The sequence below is a fragment of the Cellulosimicrobium sp. CUA-896 genome (assembly GCF_001942335.1).
Taxonomy (GTDB): Bacteria; Actinomycetota; Actinomycetes; order Actinomycetales; family Cellulomonadaceae; genus Cellulosimicrobium.
In genome coordinates this window covers 1-22,235 of record NZ_MKKH01000018.1, presented here as the reverse complement: position 1 = coordinate 22,235, position 22,235 = coordinate 1, and the positions used below count along the sequence as shown (strand labels likewise).

The window sequence follows — 22,235 nt, the reverse complement described above, 5'->3', positions numbered from 1 at the left end:
CCCGCCCGCGGGGACCCGCCCGCGGGGCCTCACCGCCCGGGCGTCGGCTCGTCCGGTCCGACGGGCGGGCCAGGGGAGGACGGCCGGTCCGGGTCGAGCGGGTCGTCGGTCCGCGGCTCGTGCGGCGACGTGGACGGGTCGGGCGGCGGGCCGGGCGACGCCGGCTGCTCGGGCTCCGGCTCGCCGGGACGCACCGGCTCGACCGGACCGGTCGGCTCCGCGGGGCCGGCCGGGTCGCTCGGCTCGCCCTGGTTCGCGAACCTGTCGCGCTCGTCGCGCGGCAGCCCCGAGAAGTTCGGCTCGTCGGGCACGGCGCCCGGGTCGGGGATCGTGGACATGGCTGACACCTCCGGCCTGGTCGTCGACGCCGTCGTCGGCGTCGTCCCCCTCGACGCTAGTCCCGTGCTCCGCATCCCGCCCGCGGCAGGGCCCACCCGGGGTGGCCGGCACGGCGACCGTCCTACCCTGAGCACGTGACCACGTTCGCCTCGGACAACTACGCGCCCGCCCACCCCGACGTCCTCGCCGCCCTCGCCGCCGCGAGCGCCGGCCACGAGATCTCCTACGGGGAGGACCCATGGACCGCCCGGCTGCAGGACGTCGTGCGGGACCGCTTCGGGCCGGACGCCGCGGCGTACCCGGTGCTCACGGGCACGGGGGCGAACGTCGTCGCGCTCATGGCGATGCTGCCGCGCTGGGGCGCGGTGGTCGCGACGGAGCACGCGCACCTCAACACGGACGAGAACGGCGCGCCCGAACGGGTGGGCGGCGTCAAGGTGCTCACCGTGCCGGCGCCCGACGGCAGGCTCACGCCCGCGGCGGTCGAGCGGTTCGCGGGCGACCTCGGCGACCCGCACCGTGCGCAGCCGCTCGTCGTGTCGCTGACGCAGGCGACGGAGCTCGGCACGGTCTACACGCCCGCGGAGATCCGCGCGGTGGCCGACGCCGCGCACGCCCACGGCATGCGCGTGCACCTCGACGGGTCGCGGCTCGCGAACGCCGCGGCGGCGCTCGACGTGCCGCTGCGTGCGTTGACCACCGACGCCGGTGTCGACGTGCTCTCGTTCGGCGGCACGAAGAACGGTCTGGCGCTCGGGGAGGCCGTGATCGTGCTCGACCCGTCGGCGGTCGACGGCGTGGAGTTCGTCCGCAAGGCGACGATGCAGCTCGCGTCGAAGATGCGGTACGTCTCCGCCCAACTCCTGGCCCTCTTCGAGCCGGTGGGCGACCCGGTCGCTGACGTCGATGAGCTCTCCGCCGCGGACGAGCTGTGGCGGCGCAACGCGCGGCACGCGAACGCGATGGCGGCCCGGCTGCGGGCGGGCCTCGAGGAGTCCGCCGGCTCGGCGGGCCCGGGCGTCGCGTTCACGCAGCCGACGCAGGCGAACGCCGTGTTCGCGACCCTGCCGCGCGCCGTCGTGCAGCGCCTGCGCGAGCGGCACCGGTTCTACGACTGGGCGCCCGGCGAGACGCCCGACCGCGTCGAGGTCCGCTGGATGTGCGCGTGGGACACCACGGTGGCGGACGTCGACGAGTTCGCCGCCGACGTCCGCGGCGCGCTGGCCGAGATCGCCCCCTCCGCCGCGAGGTAGTTGCTCCAGGTCGCGAGGGCACGTCGCGAGATAGAGCCCGCGGTCGCGAGGTAGCACCCGCGGACCTCTACCTCGCGACCGGAGCCTCTATCTCGCGGGGTGCGGTCCCGGCGGCAGGGCCTCGCCGACGGCGCGCGCCACCTCGGGGACCGCGAGGTACCCGGCGGGCACGCGACCGTCGAGCAGGACCGCGGCCGCGTGGTGGCCGGGCGCCCGGTTCTCGACGACGAGGTCCTCGATCCCCGGCGACACCGGCTCGAGCGGGAACGCCCCGGGCCCGAGGTCGTGCAGCGCCAGGGCGTCGCGGCGGTCGCGCGCCGCGACCCATCGGCGGACCGGTGCGGGCACGCGCAACGGCGCCCGGGCCTCGAGCACGTCGCGCACGGCACGGATCGCGAGCGGCGACCCGAGCGTGAGGAGCAGCGGCACGTCCCAGCGCCCGGCGTGCGGGGCGCGCTCGCGCAGCACGGAGTACGCGACGACGGAGCCGAGCGAGTGGGCGACGACGACGGCAGGCTCGTCCGTCGGCAGCGCGGCGGCCAGCGCGTCGTCGACGACGCGCGCCACCTCGGGGTCGTGCACGTAGGCCCACACGTCGCGGACGAGGAGGAGCAGCACCGCGCCGCTCAGCCGGGGCACGTACCGGTCGAGCGCGGACAGCAGGGCGTTCGCCACGCGGCCGAGGTCGAGGCCGAGGCCGAGGTCGCCCACGCCCCGCGCGGCGACCGCGTCCGGCGGCACCGCCGCGGCGTCGACGCCCGCACCCCGCAGGACCTCGCGCGCGACGGCGACGAGGAAGGCGAGCTCGTCGCCCGTCATCGCACCGACCTGCGCCTCGGTGTCCGCGCCGACGACCGCGTGCACCGTGACCGGCGGCGCGGTGTCGTCGCCACCGGTGAGCGCCGCGAGGGTGTCGCCGTAGAAGACGAAGGAGGCGTCGTCGTCGGCCAGGTCCCGCGGCGACCCGGCAGCGTCGAGACCCGCACGCAGCACCGCGAGCCACGTCCGCTCCAGCTCCTGCGGCACGAGACCGGCATTGTCACGGCCGTGGACGAGGACGAGTCGGGTCACGCGGGCGAACCTAGCGGGGCGTGTGACCCGCCGCACGGCCGCCCGTTGTGCCGCGCGCCGCCGGACGGTCTACGGTCGCTCCAGGCCCCACCCCCCAGGAGGTACCGATGACCGGTCACACCACGACCTGCACCGTCCACGTCGCGCGCCCGCCGGAGGTCGTGTGGTCGCAGATGGTCCACCCCGGCGCGCGCTGGATGCTCGGCATGAACGTCGAGACGGACTACCGGCCGGGCAGCCCCGTGACGTTCGAGGGCCACTACATGGGCCGTGAGTTCGCCGACTGGGGCACGGTCGTGGAGGTCGACCGCCCGCGGCTGCTGCGGTTCACGCACTTCTCCCCGACCATGGACCTGCCCGACGTCCCCGAGAACTACCACGACATCTCGATCACCCTCGAGCCGGACGACGCCGGCACGACGGTGCACGTGCTCGAGGAGAACATCGAGACGGCCGACCGGGCGCAGCGCGCCCACGACCTGTGGTGCAAGGCGCTCGCGACGCTCGCCGGGCACGACTGACCGGAGGGCCCCGGGGCCGCTCCGTGACCCGCTACGGTGTGGGGCGGAGGTGTTCCTGTGGGCAGCCGAGCGCGGACGACGTGGGTCGTCGTCGCCGTCGTGACCACGGTCGCCGCGCTGGTCGCCGTCGGGTGGTACGCCCTGCGGCCCGCGAGCCCCGGGTCCGCGCCCACGCCGGGCGCGTCGAGCCCTGACGCTCCCCCTTCGCCCTCCGCGCCGGCGCCCTCGCCGTCCACGCCGCCGCCTGACCCGCTCGCCGGGTGGACGCTCGAGCAGAAGGTCGGCCAGCTCCTCATGGTCGGCGTCGACGTGGGCGCGCCGCAGCAGGTGAGCTACGACGCGGTGTCGCAGCTGCACGTGGGGAACGTGTTCCTCGCCGGCCGGTCGCAGGCGGGCACGGGGCCGACGGCGGACCTCGTCGCCGGGTTCACGGCGCTCGTCTCCGCCGACTCGACGCGAGGGACGCCGCTGTTCGTCGCGACGGACCAGGAGGGCGGGTTCGTCCAGGTGCTGCGCGGCCCCGGGTTCTCCGACGTCCCGACGGCGCTCGACCAGTCGCGGCTCGACCCCGCCGCGCTGCAGCAGGACGCCACCACGTGGGGCTCCGAGCTCGCCGCGGCCGGCGTGAACCTCAACCTCGCGCCGGTGATGGACCTCGTGCCCGAGGCGTCGGCCGGGCAGAACCCGCCGATCGGGTACTTCCGGCGGAGCTACGGCTTCACGCCGGACGTCGTGGCGTCGCACGCGAACGCGTTCAGCGCCGGGATGGAGGCCGCGGGCGTCGACGTGACGATCAAGCACTTCCCCGGCCTCGGCCGCGTCACCGCCAACACGGACACGACCACGGGCGTCACCGACTCCGTCACGACGCGCGACGACGCGTCCGTGCAGGTGTTCGCGTCCGGCATCGAGGCCGGCGCGGCGTTCGTCATGACGTCGACCGCGGTCTACACGCAGATCGACCCGGACCTGCCCGCCGCGTTCTCCCCCGTCGTCGTCGACGGCATGCTGCGCAGGGACCTCGGGTTCGACGGCGTCGTGGTCACGGACGACGTCTCGGCGGCCGCGCAGGTGCAGCCCTGGTCACCGGCGGACCGCGCCGTCCTGACGATCGAGGCGGGCGGCGACATGGTCCTGGCCTCGGCCGACCCGTCGGTCGTGCCGGAGATGGCGACCGCGCTCGTCGAGCGCGCGGCGCAGGACGACGCGTTCGCGGCGAAGGTCGACGCTGCGGTGCTGCGGGTCCTCGCCGCCAAGGAGCGCCTGCGCTGACTCATCCGCCGCGAGTCTCAGTGGCCGCCGTTGGCGAGGAACACGATCCCGCCCGCGACGGCGAGCACGACGACGAGGAAGCAGACGCCGCCCGCGATGAGCCGCGCGATCGTGGGGCGCTCGACCGTCACGACGTCGCCCGACGGCGTGAGCTGGGCGCCGTCGGCGTCGACCGCGGCGGGCGTGGTGCGTCCGGCCGCGAGGCGGACGCCCAGCGCGAACAGGGCCGGCAGGCCGGCGCCGACGATCAGGCCCGCGACGACGACCTTGAGCAGGGAGTCGATCTCGATGAAGGACACGAGGGTTCCTCTCAGACGCCGGCGCGCTGGCGCGCGCGCTGCTGGTCGGCGGACGGTGCCGCGGTGACCGCACCGGCCTCGGGCGAGGCGGTGGCGGCGACGGCGGGGGTGGCGGCGGCGTCGGCGAGCGCGGGCTCGGCGTCGGCGGACGGGGCGGTGCCGGGCTCCCACTCGTCGTTGACGTTCCGGTGGTCGACGGGCTTGCGGCGCGACGCGACCCAGATCGCGACGGACGTGGCGATGAGGATGGCGAACACGGCCACGGTGCCGAGCGCACCGCCGATGCCGGCCTGGATCCAGTAGCACACCGCGCCGACGAGGCCGGCGGCCGGCAGGGTCAGGCCCCACGCGGCGAGCATGCGGCCGGCGACGCCCCAGCGCACCTTCGCGCCCGGCATCCCGACGCCCGAGCCGAGGATCGAGCCGGTGGCGACGTGCGTCGTCGACAGCGAGAAGCCGAAGAAGCCGGACAGCAGGATGACGGCCGCGGACGACGTCTCCGCCGACATGCCCTGGCGCGTGTCGATCTCGACGAGGCCCTTGCCGAGCGTGCGGATGATGCGCCAGCCGCCGAGGTACGTGCCCAGCGCCATGAAGAGCGCGCACGACAGGATCACCCAGAACGGGACGCTGGAGTCGGCCGGGACGGCGCCGCCCGCGATGAGCGCGAGCAGGATGATGCCCATCGACTTCTGGGCGTCGTTCGTCCCGTGGGCCAGCGAGACGAGCGAGGCGGAGCCCACCTGGCCCCAGCGGAACGCGCGGGTGCTCGTGCTCTCGGGGACCTTGCGCGTCTGACGCGCCACGAGCCACGTGCCGGCCGCGGCCACGCCGATCGCCACCAGGGGCGCCAGCAGGGCGGGGATCAGCACCTTCGCGGCGACGCCGGTCCAGATGACGCCCGAGGTACCGACGGCGGCGAGCACCGAGCCCACCACGCCGCCGACGAGGGCGTGCGACGAGCTCGACGGCAGGCCGAGCAACCAGGTCAGCAGGTTCCAGGTGATGCCGCCGACGAGGCCGGCCAGTACCACCTCGAGGGTGATCACCTGGGCGTCGACGAGGCCCTTCGCGATCGTCGCGGCGACCGCGAGCGACAGGAAGGCGCCGACGAGGTTGAGCACGGCGGAGAGGGCGACGGCGGTCTTGGGCTTGAGGGCGCGCGTGGCGATGGAGGTGGCCATCGCGTTGCCCGTGTCGTGGAAGCCGTTCGTGAAGTCGAAGGCCAGTGCGGTCACGACGACGAGCACCAGCAGGAGCGTCTCGGTCACGTCCTCCATGGTGGGGGCAGCCGGAGACCCCTCTCGACCATCCTGTGGATTCTTCTGCCAGTGTTCATCGTCAGTTCACCGAGCGTTCGAAGCGGTGTTCGAACGCTCCTCGGGGACCTCGGCGAGGCCGAGCACGTCGAGCACCCAGGCGTCCTCGTAGGCGACCTCGCGCCAGCCCTCGTACCGTCCCGAGACGCCGCCGTGCCCAGCGTTCATCTCGATCTTCAGCAGCGCCGGCGCGCCGGCCGCCCGCAGCCGCGCGACCCACTTCGCGGGCTCGACGTAGAGCACGCGCGTGTCGTTGAGGCTCGTCACGGCGAGGACGCGCGGGTAGTGCGACGCGTCCTCGGGCACGTTCTCGTACGGCGTGTACACGCGCATGTACCGGTAGACGTCCGGGTCGTGCAGCGGGTCGCCCCACTCGTCCCACTCCACGACCGTGAGCGGCAGGGACGGGTCGAGGATCGAGGTCAGCGCGTCGACGAACGGCACCTGCGCGAGGACGCCGGCGAACAGCTCGGGCGCGAGGTTGGTCACCGCGCCCATGAGCAGGCCGCCCGCCGACCCGCCCTGCGCGACCATCCGCTCGGGGCTCGTCCAACCGGCCTCGACGAGGTGGCGTGCGACCGCGACGAAGTCGGTGAACGAGTTCTGCTTGGCGAGGGTCTTGCCCTCGTCGTACCAGGCGCGGCCCATCTCACCGCCCCCGCGCACGTGCGCGACGGCGAACACCACGCCCCGGTCGAGGAGCGACAGCCGCGAGGCGGAGAACGCCGGGTCGATGCTGATCTCGTACGACCCGTACCCGTACAGCAGCAGCGGCGCGGGCTCGGCGCCGGTCCCCGTCGCGTCGAGCCCGAGCGCGTCCCGGCGCCACACGAGCGAGATCGGCACCTGGGTGCCGTCCTCCGCCGTCGCCCAGTCGCGGCGCTGCACGTAGTGGGCCGGGTCGTACCCGCCGAGCACCGGCTGGCGCTTGAGGAGGGTCAGCGCGCCGGTCTCGACGCGCAGGTCGTAGACCGTCGCCGGCGTGACGAAGCTCGTGCACGAGAGCCGGACCGTCGGCGGGTCCCACTCCGGGTTCGGCCCGAGCCCGGCGGTGTACAGCGGTTCGTCGAACGCGACCTCCTGCACGTGCCACGGCTCGCCCGGCGCGGCGGTGTCGCCCGTGCGGATCGGCGTCGGCAGTCCCACCGGGCGCGGCGCCACCTCCGTCGCCAGGTCGACGACCCCGACCCGGGACAGCGCCTCGCGCCGGTACGACAGCACGAGGTGGCCCGCGAACGCGTCCACGGCCTCCAGCCGCGTCGCCGGGTCGTGCGGCACGACGACGAACGCGCCCGCCGGCCCGATCGCGGCGGTCTCGGCGTCGTCAGGGTCGGGCAGCACGTCCACGCCGTCCGTCCCCGGCACGTCGACCACGGCGAGCTCGAAGTTCTCCGCGCCGTCGTTGTGCAGCACGAGCAGCACGTCGACCGCAGAGCCGGCCCCGGAGCCGACCGCGGAGTCGGACGCGGAGTCGGCCGCGCGGTCGCCGGGGAGCCAGGCGGCCGGGACGACCGCGTGCTCGACCGTGTACTCGACGCCCTCGCGCCGCGGCCACACCACGCGCGCCGGCGCCGTCGGGTCGGCGGCGTCGACCAGCCACGTCTCCGAGGTCACCTTCGACCCCACGTCGATCTGCACGAACCGTCGCGACCGCGACACCCCCACCCCGACCCAGTACCGCTCGTCCGGCTCCTCGAGCACGACGACGTCCTGCTCCGCCGGGGTGCCGACCTCGTGGCGCCACACGCGCCAGGGCCGCCACGCGTCGTCGACCGTGGTGTAGAAGACGAACCGCCCGTCCGGGGAGAAGACGGCGCCGGGGAACGTCCCGGGGACGACGTCCGGCAGGTCCTGCCCCGAGACGAGGTCGCGCACGCGCAGTGTGTAGCGCTCGTCGCCGACGACGTCCGTCGCGTACACGAGCAGACGCCCGTCCTCGGACACGTCGAACGCGCCGAGCGAGAAGAAGTCGTGGCCCTCCGCCTCGACGTTGTCGTCGAGCAGCACCTGCTCCCCCGGCACGGGGACGCCCGGCTCGAGCACCGGCGGGACCCACGCCGAGGGCGCGTCCGCGCCGAGCGAGTCGTCGACGGGCGAGCGGGCGTGGATCGGGTACTGCTTCCCCTCGACCGTGCGCGCGTAGTACCAGTGGCGGCCCTGGCGCACCGGCACGGACAGGTCCGTCTCGAGCGTGCGGCCCTTGATCTCGTCGAAGATCCGCTGCCGCAGCCCCGCGAGGTGCGCGAGCCGCGCCTCGGTGTACGCGTTCTCGGCCTCGAGGTGGGCGAGGACCTCCGGCGACTCCTTGTCGCGCAGCCACTCGTAGTCGTCGGTGACGGTGTCGCGTGGTGCGTGCGCGTCGTCGGGCGCCGTGGCGCGACGGGGCGGGCGGGAGGGCCGTGACGTCGTCGGGCATCCGGCCAGCGTAGTCCCGGACGGGGCGCGTGCGACGGGGCGGGCGCCGTGGGCGACGGCCGGGTGACGGGTCGCTGAACAGTGGCCGAACATCGGCGTGGACCGCCCTCCGACCCCTCCCGCGCGAGCCCCGGCGGCCGCGACACTGTGCGCGTGCACGACGCCATCACGCAGCTCGCGCGCCGGACGACGGGCCGCGCGACGGCCGACCGGACCGGTCTCGTCGGCCGGCTGGCACGGCCGGTCCTGGTCGTCGGCTCGTCCATCCCCGTCGGTCAGCTCGAGGTCGTGTTCCGCAGCCCCGACGTCGACTGCGTCGTCGTGGAGGACGACGACGGCGCCGACCGGCTCGGCATCGTCATGCGGGCGGCGCTCACGTCGGCCCTGACCGGGCGCCTCGGCTACGGCCGTGCCGTGCTCGAGCGCCGGCCGGCGTCGACCGTGACGGACTGGTCGCCCCTCGTCGTCGACCGCGCGACGACGGTCTCCGAGGCCGCGACGCACGCGATGGGCCGACCGGGGACGCGGCGCTACGACGACGTCCTCGTCGCCGGGGCCGGCCGTTGGAGCAGCGTGAGCACGGCCGACCTCATGCGCTCCCTGGTGAGCACGCTCGCCACCCAGGCGACGCGCGACCACCTCACCGGGCTCGCGACCCGGCGCACGACCTGGCACCTGCTCGCGCAGCGTGCCGGCTCGTCGCCGGCAGCGGCACGCGCGTCGCCCTGGTGCTGCTCGACGTCCGCGGCATGGGCGCGGTCAACGCCCGCCACGGCCAGGCGGCCGGCGACGCCGTCCTCGTCGAGCTCGCCGAGCGGCTCGCCGCGGCCCTCCCGCGCGGGTGCGAGGCCGGGCGCGTCGACGGCGACCGGTTCGCCGTCCTCGCCACGCTCCCCGCCATGGACGACATCCAGGCCGCCGCGTCCGTCGAGGCCCTGCGTGCCGAGGTCGTCGGCCACCTGGCCGCGCCGTCCGGCGCGCTCCCGCCGGACGCCTGGCCCGCCGTCGACACCGCGACCGTCTGGTCCGTCGCCGGTGCCGCCGACGCGGACGAGCTCGTCCGGGAGGTGGAGCACCGCCTCGCCGCCGCACGGTCCGCGGTGCCGGACCCGTACCTCACCGCCTGACGCGGGCTGCGTCGCGACGCGCCCGGCCGCACGCGTCGTCGCGGTCCGGGCCCGGCGGGTCACCCGAGCCGGGACACCGAGGCGTCCTCCACCACGAGGAGCGCCCCCTGCACCGCGAGCGGCCAGGCGTTCGCGGCGAGATCGGTCCGCCAGACGACGTCGCCGTCGGTCAGGTCGACCGCGACGAGCTGCTGGTCGCGGCCCGACCAGTCCTGCGTCGCGACGATCAGGTGCTCGCCGTCGGTGAAGGTGTTCGCGAAGCTGTAGGCGCCCGCGTCGTCCGTGACGTCAGGATCGCGCAGGCCGGCGCTCCCGAGCGTCCACCGCTCGCTCCCGGTGCTGACGTCGAGCGCGGTGAGCTCCCCCGCCGTCGCCGTGACGACGACGCCCCCGGCCACCGCGAGCACCTCCTCGGGCGCCCCCGTCCCGGACCCGGACCACCGCTCCGCGCCGTCGGCCCCGTACGCGGCGAGCCCGCCGTCGGCACGCACGAGGCGCAGGCCGAGCTCGCGTCCGTCCGACGCGCGCGGGAGCAGGAGCGGCCCCGGGGTCTCCCAGCGCACCGACCCGTCCGGCGCGAGCACGACGGAGCGCTCCTCGGTCGGGAACGCGCTGGAGTAGCCCCAGCTCATCTGGCCGGACGCGTCGCGGTACAGCGCACCGTCCGGCAGACGCAGGACGCCGTCCGCCGGCAGCTCCGGGTCGTCGAGCCGCGCGCCGCCCGGACCGAACCACGCCGACACGCCGCAACCGTCCACCTGGACCAGGTCGTCCACGACGGCCGTCCACAGGCGCTCGACGTCGGCCAGCATCCGCGAGCCGCCGTCGCCGTCGTCGACCCACCCGATGCAGTTCCAGCCCAGGCCGTCGGTGAAGGGCAGCTCGTGGCGCCAGCGCTCCTCGCCGGTGAGCGCGTCCTCGAGCACGACGACGACGTCGCGCCCCGGCGGGACGTCCTCGGGCTCGCCGCTCCTCGGGTCCTCCTCCAGCTCGGTCCCGTGCCCGGCGGGGACCTCCCCGACGCGCAGCGCGCGCACGAGCGAGCCGTCCGGCCCGGGCACCGCCCAGCCGTCGGCCGCGTCGAGGTCGCGCCGTCCGAGGACCTCGCCGTCCGCATCGAGGACCACGACCGAGCGCGCGACCGTCGGCGTCACCGGGGACACGTCGGCCGGCGCCGTGAGCTGGTCCGGGGCGCCGACCAGGCACACGAGCTCGTCGCCCGGCGCGGACCCGAACCCGTACGCGTACCCGAGCACCACGCCGCACGACACGGACGGCCCGACGTCCGTGCGCCAGCGCTCCTCGCCCGTCGCGAGTCGTGCGCGACGACGTCGTGGCCCTCGACCGTGACGACCGCCCCCGCGACGAGCTCGAGCGCGCCCGGCACGACGCCGTCGACCGACCACACCTCCTGCGGGGCGGAGATCATCGGCGCAACTCCGCCCGGGGACTCGCGCAGCCGCGCGAGGTCCGCGCTCGACTGCGCCGCGTCCACCGTCGCCATGCCGCCGAGCACGACCGCGAGCCCCACGACCGACGCCGCGACGACGCGCCGCCGACGACGGCGGGCCGCCGCGCGCCCGGGACCCCCGTCGCGCCGGGCCGTCCGGGCGCCGTCGCCGAGGTCGTGGGTATCGCGGTCATGGATGTCGAGTGCCTCGACCGGGATGTCCGTAGCGCCGGGGCGTCGGTTGTCGGGACGTCGACCGGGCTGCGGCTCGTCGCGGCGCGCGTCGGGCGGCGCGGTCAGGTCGAGGACCGGGTCCACGTCGACGTCGTCCGCCAGCCCGTCGTCGACGAGCTCGAACGTGTGGCGGTCGGCCTTGGCCGCGCGGCGTCGCAGGGGCACCCCCCGATCGTAGGCGTCGATCGCGCGGATCACGCCACGCCGAGGTACGCCTCCTTGATGCTCGAGTCGGCCAGCAGCTCGCGGCCGCCGCCCGTGCGCACGACCTCGCCGGTCTCCAGCACGTACGCGCGGTGCGACCGCGACAGCGCCTGCTGCGCGTTCTGCTCGACGAGCAGCACGGTCGTCCCCTGCGCGTTGATCTCCGAGACGATCCGGAAGATCTGCTGGATGACCATCGGGGCGAGCCCCATCGACGGCTCGTCGAGCAGGAGCAGGCGGGGCCGGGCCATGAGGGCGCGTCCGATGGCGAGCATCTGCTGCTCCCCGCCCGACATCGTGCCGCCGACCTGGTCCTTGCGCTCCGCGAGGCGCGGGAACAGCTCGAAGACCCGGTCGAGCGTCTCGTCGTGCTCGGCCCTCGACTCGAAGGTCCGCGCGTACGCGCCCATCTCGAGGTTCTCGATCACGGTCATCCCGGGGAAGATGCCGCGACCCTCCGGCGCCTGGACGATGCCCTCGAGCACGCGCAGGTGCGGCTTCATCCGCGTGATGTCCTTGCCGTCGAACAGCACGCGGCCCCGCGCGAGGGGGCGGATGCCGGAGATCGCGCGCATCGTCGTCGTCTTGCCCGCGCCGTTGGCACCGATGAGCGTGACGAGCTCGCCCTCCTCCACGGTGATCGAGATGCCGCGCACGGCCTCGATGCGCCCGTAGGCGACCGTCATGTCCTGCAGCTCAAGCAGAGGCATCGCCGCCGCCTCCTTCGCTCGTGGTGCCCGTCCCGGCGGGCGGCTGCTCCTCGTCCGGCACGCCGAGGTACGCGGCGACCACCTTCGGGTCGTTCGTCACCTCGTCGGGCGTGCCGTCGGCGATGACGCGCCCGAACTCGAGCACGACGATCCGGTCGGTCACGCCACGCACGAGGCGCATGTCGTGCTCGATGAGCAGCACGGTGTACCCGTCGTCGCGGATGTGGCGGATGAGGTCCATGAGGGCCTCCTTCTCCGCCGGGTTGAACCCCGCCGCCGGCTCGTCCAGGCAGAGCAGCTTGGGCTCGGTGGCGAGCGCACGGGCGATCTCCAGACGGCGCTGGTCGCCGTACGAGAGGTTGCGCGCCTTCTCCGTGGCGCGGCCCCCGACCCCGACGAACTCGAGCAGCGCCATGCCGCGGTCGATCGCGTCGCGCTCCTCGCGCCGGTGGCGCGGGAGCCGGAAGAGCGCGCCCGGCACGGAGGTGCGGTGCCGCGCGTCCGTGCCGACCACGACGTTCTCGAGCGCCGTCATCTCGTTGAACAGGCGGATGTTCTGGAACGTGCGGGCGATGCCGCGCTGCGTGATCTGGTACCGCTTGAGCTTGCCCACCGGGGCGCCGTCGAACACGACCTGGCCCCTGGTGGGCCGGTAGACGCCCGTCATGGCGTTGAACGCGGTCGTCTTGCCGGCCCCGTTCGGGCCGATCAGACCCAGGATCTCCCCGCGCCGGATCTCGAAGGTGACGTCGTCGAGCGCGGTGAGGCCGCCGAACTGCATCGTCACGTGGTCCATCTGCAGCAGCGGCTCGCCGACGCGCGCGTGGACGGCACGGTCGGGCGCGACCATCGCGTCGACGAGCTCGGGGTTGGCGAGCTCGGGACGCACCGCCTCGACGTCGACCACGGCCGGCTCGTTCAGGACGGCGCCGGGCATGTAGCGGTCGGCGCGCGAGGACTCCGCGCGGCCCGACGCGGCGAGGTGCTCGTCGCCGTGCTCGCCGCCCGCCCCGATGCCGCCGGGGTCGTGGGTGCTCATCGGGTCTCCTCCCCGGTGGTCGTGGCCGCGTCGCTCCTGCGGGTGGCGGCCTGCGCCGCCCGGCGCGCGGCCACGTAGAGCTCGCGGCCGTAGGCGAGCAGCTTCTGCCGGACGGGGATCAACCCCTGCGGGCGGAAGATCATGAGGACCACGAGCGCGAGACCGAAGAACAGGTAGCGGTAGCTCGCGATCTCGTTGCCGTCGATCGGGATGCCGAACAGCTCGGTGCGGCCGAGGAAGAAGTTCGGCACGTACACGATGATGAACGCCCCCAGGATGACCCCGAGCTTGTTGCCCTGTCCGCCGAGCACGACGCGCACAGGAAGAGCACCGAGTTGATGACGTTGAAGTTGGTCGGGATGACGAACTGCACCTGACCCGCGTAGAGCGCGCCGGCCACGCCGCCGATCGAGGCGCCGATGACGAACGCCCACAGCTTGAACCGGAACGTGGGGACTCCCATGATCTCGGCGGCGTCCTCGTCCTCGCGGATGGCGACCCACGCGCGCCCGACGCGCGAGCGCTCGAGGTTCCCGACGAAGAGCAGCGAGATGATGATGAACAGCAGGCTGACCCAGTACCACCACACGCCGGAGTTGAGCGTGCCGCTCGCGTTGCCCGCGGAGAACACGCCGTTCGGCAGGTCCTCCGTGACGCCCAGCCGCGGGTACGCGACGCCGCGCAGGCCCTGACCGCCGCCGGTGAGCTCGTCGAGGTTGTCGGCGAGCAGGCGGACGATCTCACCGAAGCCCAGGGTGACGATCGCGAGGTAGTCCCCGCGCAGCCGCAGCGTCGGCGAGCCCAGGATGAGGCCGGAGATCGCCGTGATCGCGACGGCGACCGGCAGGGCCGCGAGCCACGCCCACTCGCGCGCGAGCCACTCGTCGGTCTGGTTCCACGGGCTGTCCGGGCTCGTGAGGATCGCGACCGTGTACGCGCCGATGGCGTAGAAGCCCACGTACCCGAGGTCGAGCAGGCCGGCCTGGCCCACGACGACGTTGAGCCCGATGGCGATGAGCGCGATCATGCCGAACTGCGCCATCACGCCGCCGAAGTTCGTGCCGACGGTCGTCAGGACCGGGATGTTCAGGATCGGCACGAGCGCGACGAAGAGGATGAACGGCACCCCGACGAGCCACTGCGTCGGGCGCGCGAGGGCGCCCCACCACAGGCGCAGCCGGTCGCCGACGCCGCCGTGCGGCCGGTCCTTGGTCCTGACGCGGCCCGCGGGCGGGAGGGTGGGCCGCGGCGCGCCGCCGGCCGGCTGGGGTGCGGGTGTCGACGTGCTCATGCGCGGGCCCTCCCCAGCGACTCCCCGAGGATGCCCGTCGGCGGAACATCAGGACGACGATCAGCAGGGCGAACGCCACGACGTCGCGCCACTCCGTGCCGAACACGACCTGGCCGTAGTTCTCCATGACGCCGAGCAGCAGACCGCCGAGCAGCGCACCGCGCAGGTTGCCGATGCCGCCGAGCACCGCGGCGGAGAACGCCTTGATGCCGAGGATGAACCCGCCCGAGTAGATGATCCCGTTCGGCACGCGCAGCGTGTAGAGCAGCGCCGCGGCGCCGGCCAGGATGCCGCCGATGAGGAACGTCAGCATGATGACGCGCTCGCGCGAGACGCCCATGAGCGTCGCCGTCACCGGGTCCTGCGCGACGGCGCGGATGCCGCGCCCGAACTTGGTGCGGTTGATGAACAGGTCCGTCGCGAGGGCGAGGACCAGCGCCGACAGGATGATGACGAGCGTGACGTTCGTGACCGGTGCTCCGCCGATCGTGAACTGCACCTCCGGCTGCACCAGCCGGATCGGCTGCTCTGCGTTGACGCCGCCGAGCTCGCCGCCCGTGAGCCGCGGGAGCACGAAGTGCACGAACTCCTGGAGCACGAACGACATGCCGATCGCGGTGATGAGGAAGACGAGCGCCGGGGCGCCGCGCCGGCGCAGCGGCCGGTAGGCCACGCGCTCGAGCCCGACGGCGGCGCCTCCCGCCACCGCCATGCCGCCGAGCATCGCGACGCCGAGGTAGAAGACGGTCAGGCCGATCCCCATGTCCCAGGCGTCGCCCATCGGGTAGAACCCGAGGAGCAGGAGCGTGGCGTACTGCCCGAACATGCCGAGCATGAAGACCTCGGAGTGGGCGAAGTTGATGAGCCGCAGCACGCCGTAGACGAGCGTGTAGCCGACGGCCACCAGCGCGTAGATCGCGCCGTACGTGAGGCCCTCGATGGTGAGGCCCCAGAAGTTGCGCCCGAGGGCGGCGAGGTCGAAGTCGATGAGCGACTGGTGGACGAGAGGGCCGGCGGTCGCGCTGGTGAGCAGCGCGTCAGCAAGGGCGGGCATGACGCTCCTTGGTGTTCAGGTGCTGGGTCGCGAGGTTCGTGGTCCGCGACGGGACGCCCCGCCCGCACTCTCGCGCCCGGTGGCGCGGGGCAGGGGCGGGGCGTCGTCGTCGGGGAGCTACTGGACCTCGTAGATCCAGATGAGCGCCGCGGAGAGCTCGCCCGTGTCGTCCCACTCGTAGGTGCGGGCCAGGCCCTCACCGGAGTAGTTCGCGACGTAGTCGATCATCGCGGCGCGGTCCGTCACGCCCGACGCGATGCCGGAGAGCATGATCGTCGCGAGGTCGTAGCCCTCGACCGAGTACACGCCCGGGGCCTGGCCGTTCGTCTCCTCGTAGGTCGCCGCGAACTCGTCCGGCGCAGGACCGCACGGGCAGGACAGGATCGCGCCCTCGGACGAGCCGCCGGCCTGCGAGACGAACTGCGGGTCGTTCGTGCCGTCCGCCGAGACGAACGGGATCTCGACGCCGCCGTCGCGCAGCTGCTGGACGAACGGCGCCGCCTCGGCGTAGTACCCGGCGTAGAACACCGCGTCCGCGTCGGCGCCCGAGATGATCTGGACGGCGGCGGAGAAGTCCTTGTCGCCCGTCTTGACCTCGGCCGCGCAGTCCGCGTTCGCGGCGTCGCCGAGCCCGGAGGTGATCTGCTCCGCGAGACCGATGCCGTAGTCCGAGTTGTCGGTGACGACGCAGACGCTCTCGGTACCCGAGGGTGTCCGTCATGTACATCGCGACCGCCGGGCCCTGGACCGCGTCGTTGGCCAGGCCACGGTAGAAGTTGGTCCAGCCGTTCGCCGTGAGGTCGGGGTTCGTCGCGGAGGCCGTGAGCGAGAGCAGGCCCGCCTGGTTGAAGACGTCGCCGGTGGCGGCGGTCTCGCCCGAGAACGCCGGGCCGAGCAGGCCGATGACGCTCGCGTCGCCGACGATCTGCGGCGCCACCTGGGTGGCCTTCTGCGGGTCGCCCTCGGTGTCGAACTGCTTGATCTCCACCTGGCAGCCGGGTTCGCCCCGTTGACGCGTCGACCGCGACCTGCGCGCCGTAGAGGATGTTGAGGCCGAGCGCGGCGTTCGGGCCCGTGAGGGCACCGGCCATCGCGATCGACGTGCCCTCGGCGCACTCGGCGCTGCCGTCACCCGCGGGGTCGGCGGCGTCGCCCGTCTCCTGCGCCGGCACCTCCGCCCCCTCCGCGTCGATCTGGACGGACGGGACGATGCTCAGCTCCCCGCCCCCCGAGTCGCCGGTCTCCGTCGAGGTGCCGGTCGTCTCCTCGTCGCCGCCGCCCTGGGACTGGGGTCCGCAGGCGGTCAGGACGAGCGTGGCCGCCAGGAGCAGAGCCGCACCTCCGCTCGCCCGCCGTGCTGTGCGATGCATGCCAACCTCCGTGGTCCAGATCCCCCGCGACGAGGGCCGTCTGCCCTCTCCGCGTTCGATCGCCGAAATCACCGTCGAAATCGCGTGCTGAATAGTGACACAGGTCACCGTGTGCTGGTACCCACCTCGCGCACGCGCTCCCGGTGGTCCCCGCGGCATCCCGAGGACCACCGGCCCACAAATCCGCGAGAAGGGGCGCTTCCGCGTTCTGGGGTGACGCGAACGTAGGCCGGACGAGTTTCGCGAACCGGCCACAGTTGTTACCGACCTGTAACGCACTGGTCTCGTTTCCACGGCGGAGTTGGTACGGATGTTCTGATACGGGGGCGACGTCCGTCCCCGCGGCGCCGACCCGGGCGAGGTTCGGGCCCCGGCGCAGGCCCGGCCCGAGACGACCACGAGCATGACCACGAGCACGAGCGCGGCGTACGGTGCCGGGGTGCCCCTCGCCTCCGCCCTGCTCCGCACGCGGTGGCTCGTGCGCGCACCCGTCGCCCTCTTCCGGGCCGGCCTCGGCGGGCTCCTCGGCCACCGCCTCCTCCTCCTCGTGCACCGCGGGCGGTCGAGCGGAGAGGCGCGGTTCGTCGTCCTCGAGGTCGTCGACCGCCCCGCTCCCGACCGGTTCGTCGTCGTCGCGGGTCTGGGACCGCGCTCGCAGTGGTACCGGAACCTCGTCGCCGAGCCGCGCGTCCTCATCCGGACGGGTGCGCGCCGCGCCGCCCGGGCGCGGGCCACGACGCTCTCCCCGGACGACGGCGCCCGCCTCCTCGACGACTACGGGGCGCGCTCGCCGCGAGCCTGGTCCACGCTCGAGCCCGTCCTGCGCGAGTGGGCGGAACCTCTCGCCGCGTCGCACGGCGTCGACGACTGGCACCACGTGGTCCCGGTGGTCGAGCTCGCCGTCGTCCGCTGACCCGCAGCCGCAGCTCGGCCGACGGGACGCTGGGGCGGGATGACGGCGCGACGACGGGGCACGACGGGGCACGACGGGGCACGACGACGAGATAAACCACTGCGTCCGCGGTCCGTCCACAGATCCGTAGCCAGGAACCGGCCCAGCCTGTACCGTGTTCCCCGAGATTGCAGTGCCTCGCTTGTCCTCGCGCTGAGGTGACACCCTCGGGTGCACCCCGGCGGACCTTGTTACCCCAAGAGTTGACGACGAACACCGTGATGTACGCCCCCGCGACCGTGGGGGGTGAAGGTTGACACTCTTGAAGGAGTAACCATGGCTACCGGAACCGTGAAGTGGTTCAACAGCGAGAAGGGCTACGGCTTCATCGCCCCCGAGGACGGCTCGGCCGACGTGTTCGCGCACTACTCCGCGATCCAGTCGCAGGGCTTCCGCACGCTGGAGGAGAACCAGCGCGTCGAGTTCGACGTGACGCAGGGCCCCAAGGGCCCGCAGGCGGAGAACATCCGCGCCCTCTGATCTCGACGGTCGCCGGCCAGCCCGGCGCGTCCGATTTTCTCCGAGCGCCCCTCGACCGTGACGGTCGAGGGCGCTCGTGCGTCCAGGCCCGACTCGGCGCAGGTCGCCCGACCCGCCGCCACACCGCATCCGCCGAACCCCGGGTCGCGCACCCATCGGGCTCACGATCGGTCGACAGGCCGGGGTTCGCAACCGCCCGGCGCCGAACCCTGGGTTGCGCGTCACGCTGGCCGCTCGGTGGCGCTCAGGCCCGGGTTCGGCACCTCCGGGCGTCGAACCCTGGCCTGTGCGTCACACAGGCCGCTCGGTAACGCACAACCTCGGGTTCGGCGAGGAACCGGCGACCCGTGGCGGTCGTTGCACGGGAGAGGTCGTCGACCACGCGGGCAGCGCGGCGCCGACCGGGACCGTCCCCACGACCAGACCGCCACACCCCCGGAGGAGAACCATGGGATTCCTCGACCGACTTCTCGGCCGCGAGCCGCGCGACCCGCAGGGCGCTCCGCACGGGCAGGCGGGCCACGGGCAGACCGGTCCGCACACCGGCTACGGGCAGAACGCACCGCAGCCGACGCAGTACCCCGCCGCGTACCCGACGCCCGGGGCCGCGCCGGCGTACGGCACCCAGGACGCGCCCGACCCGTCGCAGCAGGGCTCGTTCCGGCAGCGGACCCCGGACGAGATCGCGGTCGACCGCTACCGGTACATGCTGCGCACCGCGCCGCCGGACGCCGTCGAGCAGGCGCACGCCGAGGCCTTCGCGCGCCTGACCCCGGAGCAGCGGCGCCAGGTCCTCGCCGAGCTCGGTCAGTCCGTGCCGGCCTCCGAGCGCGCGGCGACGGATGCGCCGCAGGACCTCGCCCGCATGGCGACACGTGCCGAGATGCGCCAGCCCGGCACGTTGGAGCGGTCCTTCGGCGGGCGCGGCGGAGCGCCCGGCTTCGGCTCGATGGTGGGGTCGAGCCTGCTCGGGACGGTCGCCGGCGTGGTCATCGGCTCCGCCGTCGCGAACGCGCTCTTCGGCCCCGCGTTCGGCGACCCGACGCAGCCCGCCGCGGAGGACGCCGCAGCCGGGGGCGAGGACCCGGGGGCGGCGGGTGGCGGCGAGGAGGGCGGCGGGGACGCCGGTGCCGAGCCGGGCGGCTCCGAGGCCGGGGACGCCGGCATGACCGAGGCCGGCGCCGCCGACGGCGGTGACGGCGGGTTCGGCGACTTCGGCGGGTTCGACGACTTCGGGGGCGGGTTCGGGGAGTTCTGAGAGCCGGCGCCGCCGGAGGATGTCACGGCGACGGCCTCGCCCCCGTTCAGGCCGGCGTCGGCCCCGTTCGGGCCGGCGTCGGCGGGGAGCAGAGCCCGAGGAACGCGCCGAGCTCCTCGAGCCCGCGCGGCGTCCCGGGGAGGTGGTCGGTGAGGCCGGGTGCGCGCACCACCACGGCGGCCCACCGGGCGCGGGACACGGCGACCGTGACGCGCTGGCGCGAGAGGAGGAACCCGAGACCGCGCGACACGTCGCGACCGGACGACGCCGCCAGCGTCACGACGACGACGGCGGCCTCCCTGCCCTGGAGGCCGTCGACCGTCCCGACCTCCACGTCGGGGTGGCCCGCCGCCGCGAGGGCGGAGCGCACCTCCCAGACGTGGGCGTTGTAGGGCGCCACGACGAGGACGTCCCGCGGGCCGAGCGGCCTGACGTCACCGTGCTCGTCGGTCCAGGCCCGGCCGAGGAACCGCTCGACCTGCCGGACGACCTCGGCGGCCTCCTCCGCGGACCGCACGGCGTTGCCCGTGTGCTCGACGAGCACCTGCTCGATCCCCGGGGCCACGCCGTCCAGGTGCCGGGCGGCGGCGACGGGGTGCGCACCGAGCCGGTCCTCGTAGGACAGCCTCGACACCGCCGCCGCGAGGTGCGGGTGCATGCGCCGGGAGAGCGGCAGGAAGTAGCCGAGCGAGTCGACGAGCACGCCGTGGTCGTCCGCGAGCCACCCGAGCGCCGACCGGTCCACGGGCTCGGGGTGCGCGCCCTGGCTGACCTGCGGGAGCTGCTGCGGGTCGCCGAGCAGGAGCAGCCGCCGTGCCGCGCGCCCGACGGCGATCGTGCTCGCGAGCGAGAACTGGCCGGCCTCGTCGACGACGAGCAGGTCGAGCGTGCGTTCCGGGAGCCGTCCGGCGGCGAAGTCCCACGCCGTCCCGCCGACGACCCGTGGGCCGGGCTCGGTGGCGAACGCCGCGAGCGCCGCGCCGTCGAGCTCCGCGCACACGGCGGTCGGTGACGGGCCGTCGCCGGCCCGCTTCTTCGCGACGAGGTCGGCGGGCACCCCCGCGGTGCCGACCACCGCACGCAGCATGTTCTCCACGGCGGCGTGGGACTGCGCCACGACGCCGACCTTCCAGCCCTGCCGCACGAGGCGGGCGACGACGTGCGAGCCGACGTACGTCTTGCCGGTGCCGGGCGGGCCCTGGACGGCGACGTAGGAGTCGTCGAGCCGCTCGACGGCGGCGGCGATCGGGCCGACGAGGTCGTCGCCGTCCGGACGGGGCAGACCTGCCTCGTCGTCGTGCTCCCCCGTCGTGGGCGCGCGTCCCGCGGCGGACGCAGTCGCGGTGCGCGGCGCAGCAGGATGTCGCTCACCGCGTCGCGGGGCAGCTCCCCCACGGCCCGCCAGCTCTCGAGGGCCTCCCGCGCCGCCGCCGCGACCGCGGTCTCGAGCGGCTTGGTCCCGGGACCGGGTGCGGGTGTCAGCGCGAGCGGGAGGGCGTCGAAGGTCTCCGCGCCGCGCGGCAGCTGCTCGCGCACGACCAGGACGTCGCGCGCGCCGGCCGGCGTCTCGCGGCGCTCGGCGCCGACGATCGTCGCGCCGGTGAGCCAGCCACGCGCGCCGTCGGCGGACGTCCTCGCGCACGGCGGCAGCGGCGGGTCGTACAGCACGTACGGCGTCGTCCCCGTGCGCAGGTCGGTGCCCTCGGGCAGCCGTCCGACGAGCTCGAGCCGCCGCGACCACGTCTGCCGGCCCGGCTCGACCTCCCAGGTGGTGGCGACGACCGCCGTCTCGACGAGGAACGCGTTCCGACGTCCGAGCCACTCGTCGACGGGCAGCGCGAGCCGCGAGTAGTGCTCGTGCCAGAACGGCTTCGCCTCGCGGCGGTGGTACCCGACGGCCGCCCCGTACATCGCGAGCGCCTGCGCGGCCGCGCTCCGCCCGGCCCGGTCCTCCCCGACGACCTCCCGGATCTCGGCCTCCAGCGCGAGCGCGACCTCCCGCTCGCTCGGGATGACCTCCCCCTGCCCCGAGGACAGGTCGACGGCGCGCGCACCCGCCGACCCCGCACCCGCCCCGACCACATCACCGGAACCGGACGCGGCGACGGCGACGGCCCCCCGCAACCACTCGAGCAGCCGCAGCGTCGAGACGCAGTCGTACCGGTTGTAGTCCGCGATGCCCTGGAGGAGCTCGTCGGCCTCCGTGTCCCGGCCGGCGTCGCGCAGGTCCGTGTACTCGGCGTACGCGACGACGGACGCGGCGGCGTCCTGCACGTCGCCGGTGCGCAGGTCGTCGCCCATGTACAGCGGCTCGAGCTTCTTGATGGACCGTGAGCGGTCGGAGACGCGCAGCGCTCGGCGCACGACGCGTAGAGGTCGAGCGAGCACGCCGTCGCGCAGCAGGTCGTCGACCTCCTCCTCGTACACCCCCGTGCCGTGCGGCGATGGCGAGCAGGTGCGTCCTCTCGTACGCGGCGTAGTGGTAGACGTGCAGGCCGGGGGTGCTCGCGGCGGCGCGCGTCACGTGGTCGACGAACGCGACGAGGGCGTCACGCTCGGCGGCGAGGTCGTGGGCCC

21 protein-coding genes and 4 pseudogenes are annotated in these 22,235 nt (G+C 74.4%); 9 read left to right on the top strand and 16 right to left on the bottom strand.

The window, feature by feature from the left end; translation table 11 throughout:
* Positions 1-29: 29 nt before the first annotated feature.
* Positions 30-338 (bottom strand): hypothetical protein, encoded by a 309-nt coding sequence (locus BJF88_RS07415; protein WP_075828344.1) that lies wholly within the window; start codon positions 336-338, stop codon positions 30-32.
* Here BJF88_RS07415 and BJF88_RS19530 point away from each other — a divergent pair.
* Together BJF88_RS19530 and BJF88_RS07410 are read left to right on the top strand one after the other, a co-directional pair.
* Positions 337-477, top strand: a complete 141-nt coding sequence (locus BJF88_RS19530; protein ID WP_158068897.1) for a hypothetical protein — start codon at positions 337-339, stop codon at positions 475-477. The genes BJF88_RS07415 and BJF88_RS19530 overlap by 2 nt on opposite strands.
* Complete coding sequence (locus BJF88_RS07410; RefSeq protein ID WP_075828343.1) at positions 474-1,592, top strand: low specificity L-threonine aldolase; 1,119 nt, start codon at positions 474-476, stop codon at positions 1,590-1,592. The genes BJF88_RS19530 and BJF88_RS07410 overlap by 4 nt, the downstream gene beginning before the upstream one ends.
* Positions 1,593-1,679: 87 nt before the next feature.
* Here BJF88_RS07410 and BJF88_RS07405 read toward each other — a convergent pair whose 3' ends face one another.
* Complete coding sequence (locus BJF88_RS07405; protein ID WP_139315962.1) at positions 1,680-2,663, bottom strand: hypothetical protein; 984 nt, start codon at positions 2,661-2,663, stop codon at positions 1,680-1,682.
* Positions 2,664-2,770: 107 nt separating this feature from the next.
* On the opposite strand from BJF88_RS07405, the gene BJF88_RS07400 reads away from it, so the two are divergent.
* Positions 2,771-3,184 (top strand): SRPBCC domain-containing protein, encoded by a 414-nt coding sequence (locus BJF88_RS07400; RefSeq protein WP_075828341.1) that lies wholly within the window; start codon positions 2,771-2,773, stop codon positions 3,182-3,184.
* A gap of 57 nt (positions 3,185-3,241) precedes the next feature.
* Positions 3,242-4,456 carry a glycoside hydrolase family 3 N-terminal domain-containing protein gene (locus tag BJF88_RS07395; RefSeq protein WP_075828340.1) on the top strand — a complete coding sequence of 405 codons (1,215 nt, stop codon included), beginning with the start codon at positions 3,242-3,244 and terminating at the stop codon, positions 4,454-4,456.
* Between the two features lie 17 nt (positions 4,457-4,473).
* Here the strand turns inward: BJF88_RS07395 and BJF88_RS07390 are convergent, their stop codons facing one another.
* The 3 genes and pseudogenes from BJF88_RS07390 to BJF88_RS07380 form a co-directional block, all read right to left on the bottom strand.
* Positions 4,474-4,755 (bottom strand): hypothetical protein, encoded by a 282-nt coding sequence (locus tag BJF88_RS07390; RefSeq protein ID WP_255371852.1) that lies wholly within the window; start codon positions 4,753-4,755, stop codon positions 4,474-4,476.
* A gap of 11 nt (positions 4,756-4,766) precedes the next feature.
* A complete protein-coding gene (locus BJF88_RS07385) occupies positions 4,767-6,035 on the bottom strand; it encodes an inorganic phosphate transporter (protein ID WP_083648961.1) in 1,269 nt (422 codons plus the stop codon).
* Between the two features lie 66 nt (positions 6,036-6,101).
* Positions 6,102-8,458: pseudogene (locus tag BJF88_RS07380) on the bottom strand (S9 family peptidase); the annotation flags it as partial.
* A 60-nt stretch (positions 8,459-8,518) separates the two neighbouring features.
* Here BJF88_RS07380 and BJF88_RS21650 point away from each other — a divergent pair.
* On the top strand, positions 8,519-9,616 hold the full coding sequence (locus BJF88_RS21650) for a diguanylate cyclase domain-containing protein (protein WP_255371850.1): 1,098 nt from the start codon (positions 8,519-8,521) through the stop codon (positions 9,614-9,616).
* Between the two features lie 59 nt (positions 9,617-9,675).
* On the opposite strand, the gene BJF88_RS21645 is transcribed toward BJF88_RS21650, so the two are convergent.
* From BJF88_RS21645 to BJF88_RS21625, 9 genes and pseudogenes are all read right to left on the bottom strand, one after another.
* Entirely contained in the window at positions 9,676-10,248 is a 573-nt protein-coding gene (locus tag BJF88_RS21645; RefSeq protein ID WP_255371860.1) for a PQQ-binding-like beta-propeller repeat protein, read from the bottom strand.
* 518 nt (positions 10,249-10,766) lie between these two features.
* A complete protein-coding gene (locus BJF88_RS21640; RefSeq protein WP_255371849.1) occupies positions 10,767-11,465 on the bottom strand; it encodes a hypothetical protein in 699 nt (232 codons plus the stop codon).
* A gap of 29 nt (positions 11,466-11,494) precedes the next feature.
* Positions 11,495-12,214, bottom strand: a complete 720-nt coding sequence (locus BJF88_RS07360) for an ABC transporter ATP-binding protein (RefSeq protein ID WP_075828336.1) — start codon at positions 12,212-12,214, stop codon at positions 11,495-11,497.
* A complete protein-coding gene (locus BJF88_RS07355) occupies positions 12,201-13,151 on the bottom strand; it encodes an ABC transporter ATP-binding protein (RefSeq protein ID WP_075828366.1) in 951 nt (316 codons plus the stop codon). Before BJF88_RS07355 ends, BJF88_RS07360 begins: the two co-directional genes overlap by 14 nt.
* Before the next feature lie 98 nt (positions 13,152-13,249).
* Positions 13,250-13,504: a hypothetical protein gene (locus BJF88_RS21635; protein ID WP_255371848.1), complete on the bottom strand. Its 255-nt coding sequence runs from the start codon at positions 13,502-13,504 to the stop codon at positions 13,250-13,252.
* Positions 13,393-14,280, bottom strand: coding sequence for a branched-chain amino acid ABC transporter permease (locus BJF88_RS07350; RefSeq protein ID WP_255371847.1), 888 nt, complete (start codon positions 14,278-14,280; stop codon positions 13,393-13,395). The genes BJF88_RS21635 and BJF88_RS07350 overlap by 112 nt, the downstream gene beginning before the upstream one ends.
* Positions 14,281-14,653: 373 nt before the next feature.
* Positions 14,654-15,598 (bottom strand): annotated as a pseudogene (locus tag BJF88_RS07345) (branched-chain amino acid ABC transporter permease); the annotation flags it as partial.
* A gap of 117 nt (positions 15,599-15,715) precedes the next feature.
* Positions 15,716-16,258, bottom strand: coding sequence for a branched-chain amino acid ABC transporter substrate-binding protein (locus BJF88_RS21630; protein ID WP_304441367.1), 543 nt, complete (start codon positions 16,256-16,258; stop codon positions 15,716-15,718).
* A 106-nt stretch (positions 16,259-16,364) separates the two neighbouring features.
* Positions 16,365-16,586, bottom strand: a pseudogene (locus tag BJF88_RS21625) (ABC transporter substrate-binding protein); the annotation flags it as partial.
* A gap of 785 nt (positions 16,587-17,371) precedes the next feature.
* On the opposite strand from BJF88_RS21625, the gene BJF88_RS07335 reads away from it, so the two are divergent.
* From BJF88_RS07335 to BJF88_RS07325, 3 genes are all read left to right on the top strand, one after another.
* Positions 17,372-17,881 (top strand): nitroreductase family deazaflavin-dependent oxidoreductase, encoded by a 510-nt coding sequence (locus BJF88_RS07335; protein WP_075828335.1) that lies wholly within the window; start codon positions 17,372-17,374, stop codon positions 17,879-17,881.
* Between the two features lie 315 nt (positions 17,882-18,196).
* The gene (locus tag BJF88_RS07330; RefSeq protein ID WP_024841308.1) at positions 18,197-18,400 is read left to right on the top strand and encodes a cold-shock protein; all 204 of its coding nucleotides are present in this window, start codon (positions 18,197-18,199) and stop codon (positions 18,398-18,400) included.
* Between the two features lie 448 nt (positions 18,401-18,848).
* The gene (locus BJF88_RS07325) at positions 18,849-19,658 is read left to right on the top strand and encodes a hypothetical protein (RefSeq protein WP_075828334.1); all 810 of its coding nucleotides are present in this window, start codon (positions 18,849-18,851) and stop codon (positions 19,656-19,658) included.
* 46 nt (positions 19,659-19,704) lie between these two features.
* Here BJF88_RS07325 and BJF88_RS07320 read toward each other — a convergent pair whose 3' ends face one another.
* A complete protein-coding gene (locus BJF88_RS07320; protein ID WP_075828333.1) occupies positions 19,705-21,300 on the bottom strand; it encodes an ATP-binding protein in 1,596 nt (531 codons plus the stop codon).
* On the opposite strand from BJF88_RS07320, the gene BJF88_RS19905 reads away from it, so the two are divergent.
* On the top strand, positions 21,259-21,510 hold the full coding sequence (locus BJF88_RS19905; RefSeq protein WP_187346204.1) for a hypothetical protein: 252 nt from the start codon (positions 21,259-21,261) through the stop codon (positions 21,508-21,510). The two genes, BJF88_RS07320 and BJF88_RS19905, sit on opposite strands and share 42 nt — an antisense overlap.
* A gap of 281 nt (positions 21,511-21,791) precedes the next feature.
* Here the strand turns inward: BJF88_RS19905 and BJF88_RS23265 are convergent.
* Positions 21,792-22,022: pseudogene (locus BJF88_RS23265) on the bottom strand (ribonuclease H-like domain-containing protein); the annotation flags it as partial.
* Positions 22,023-22,235: the final 213 nt, after the last annotated feature.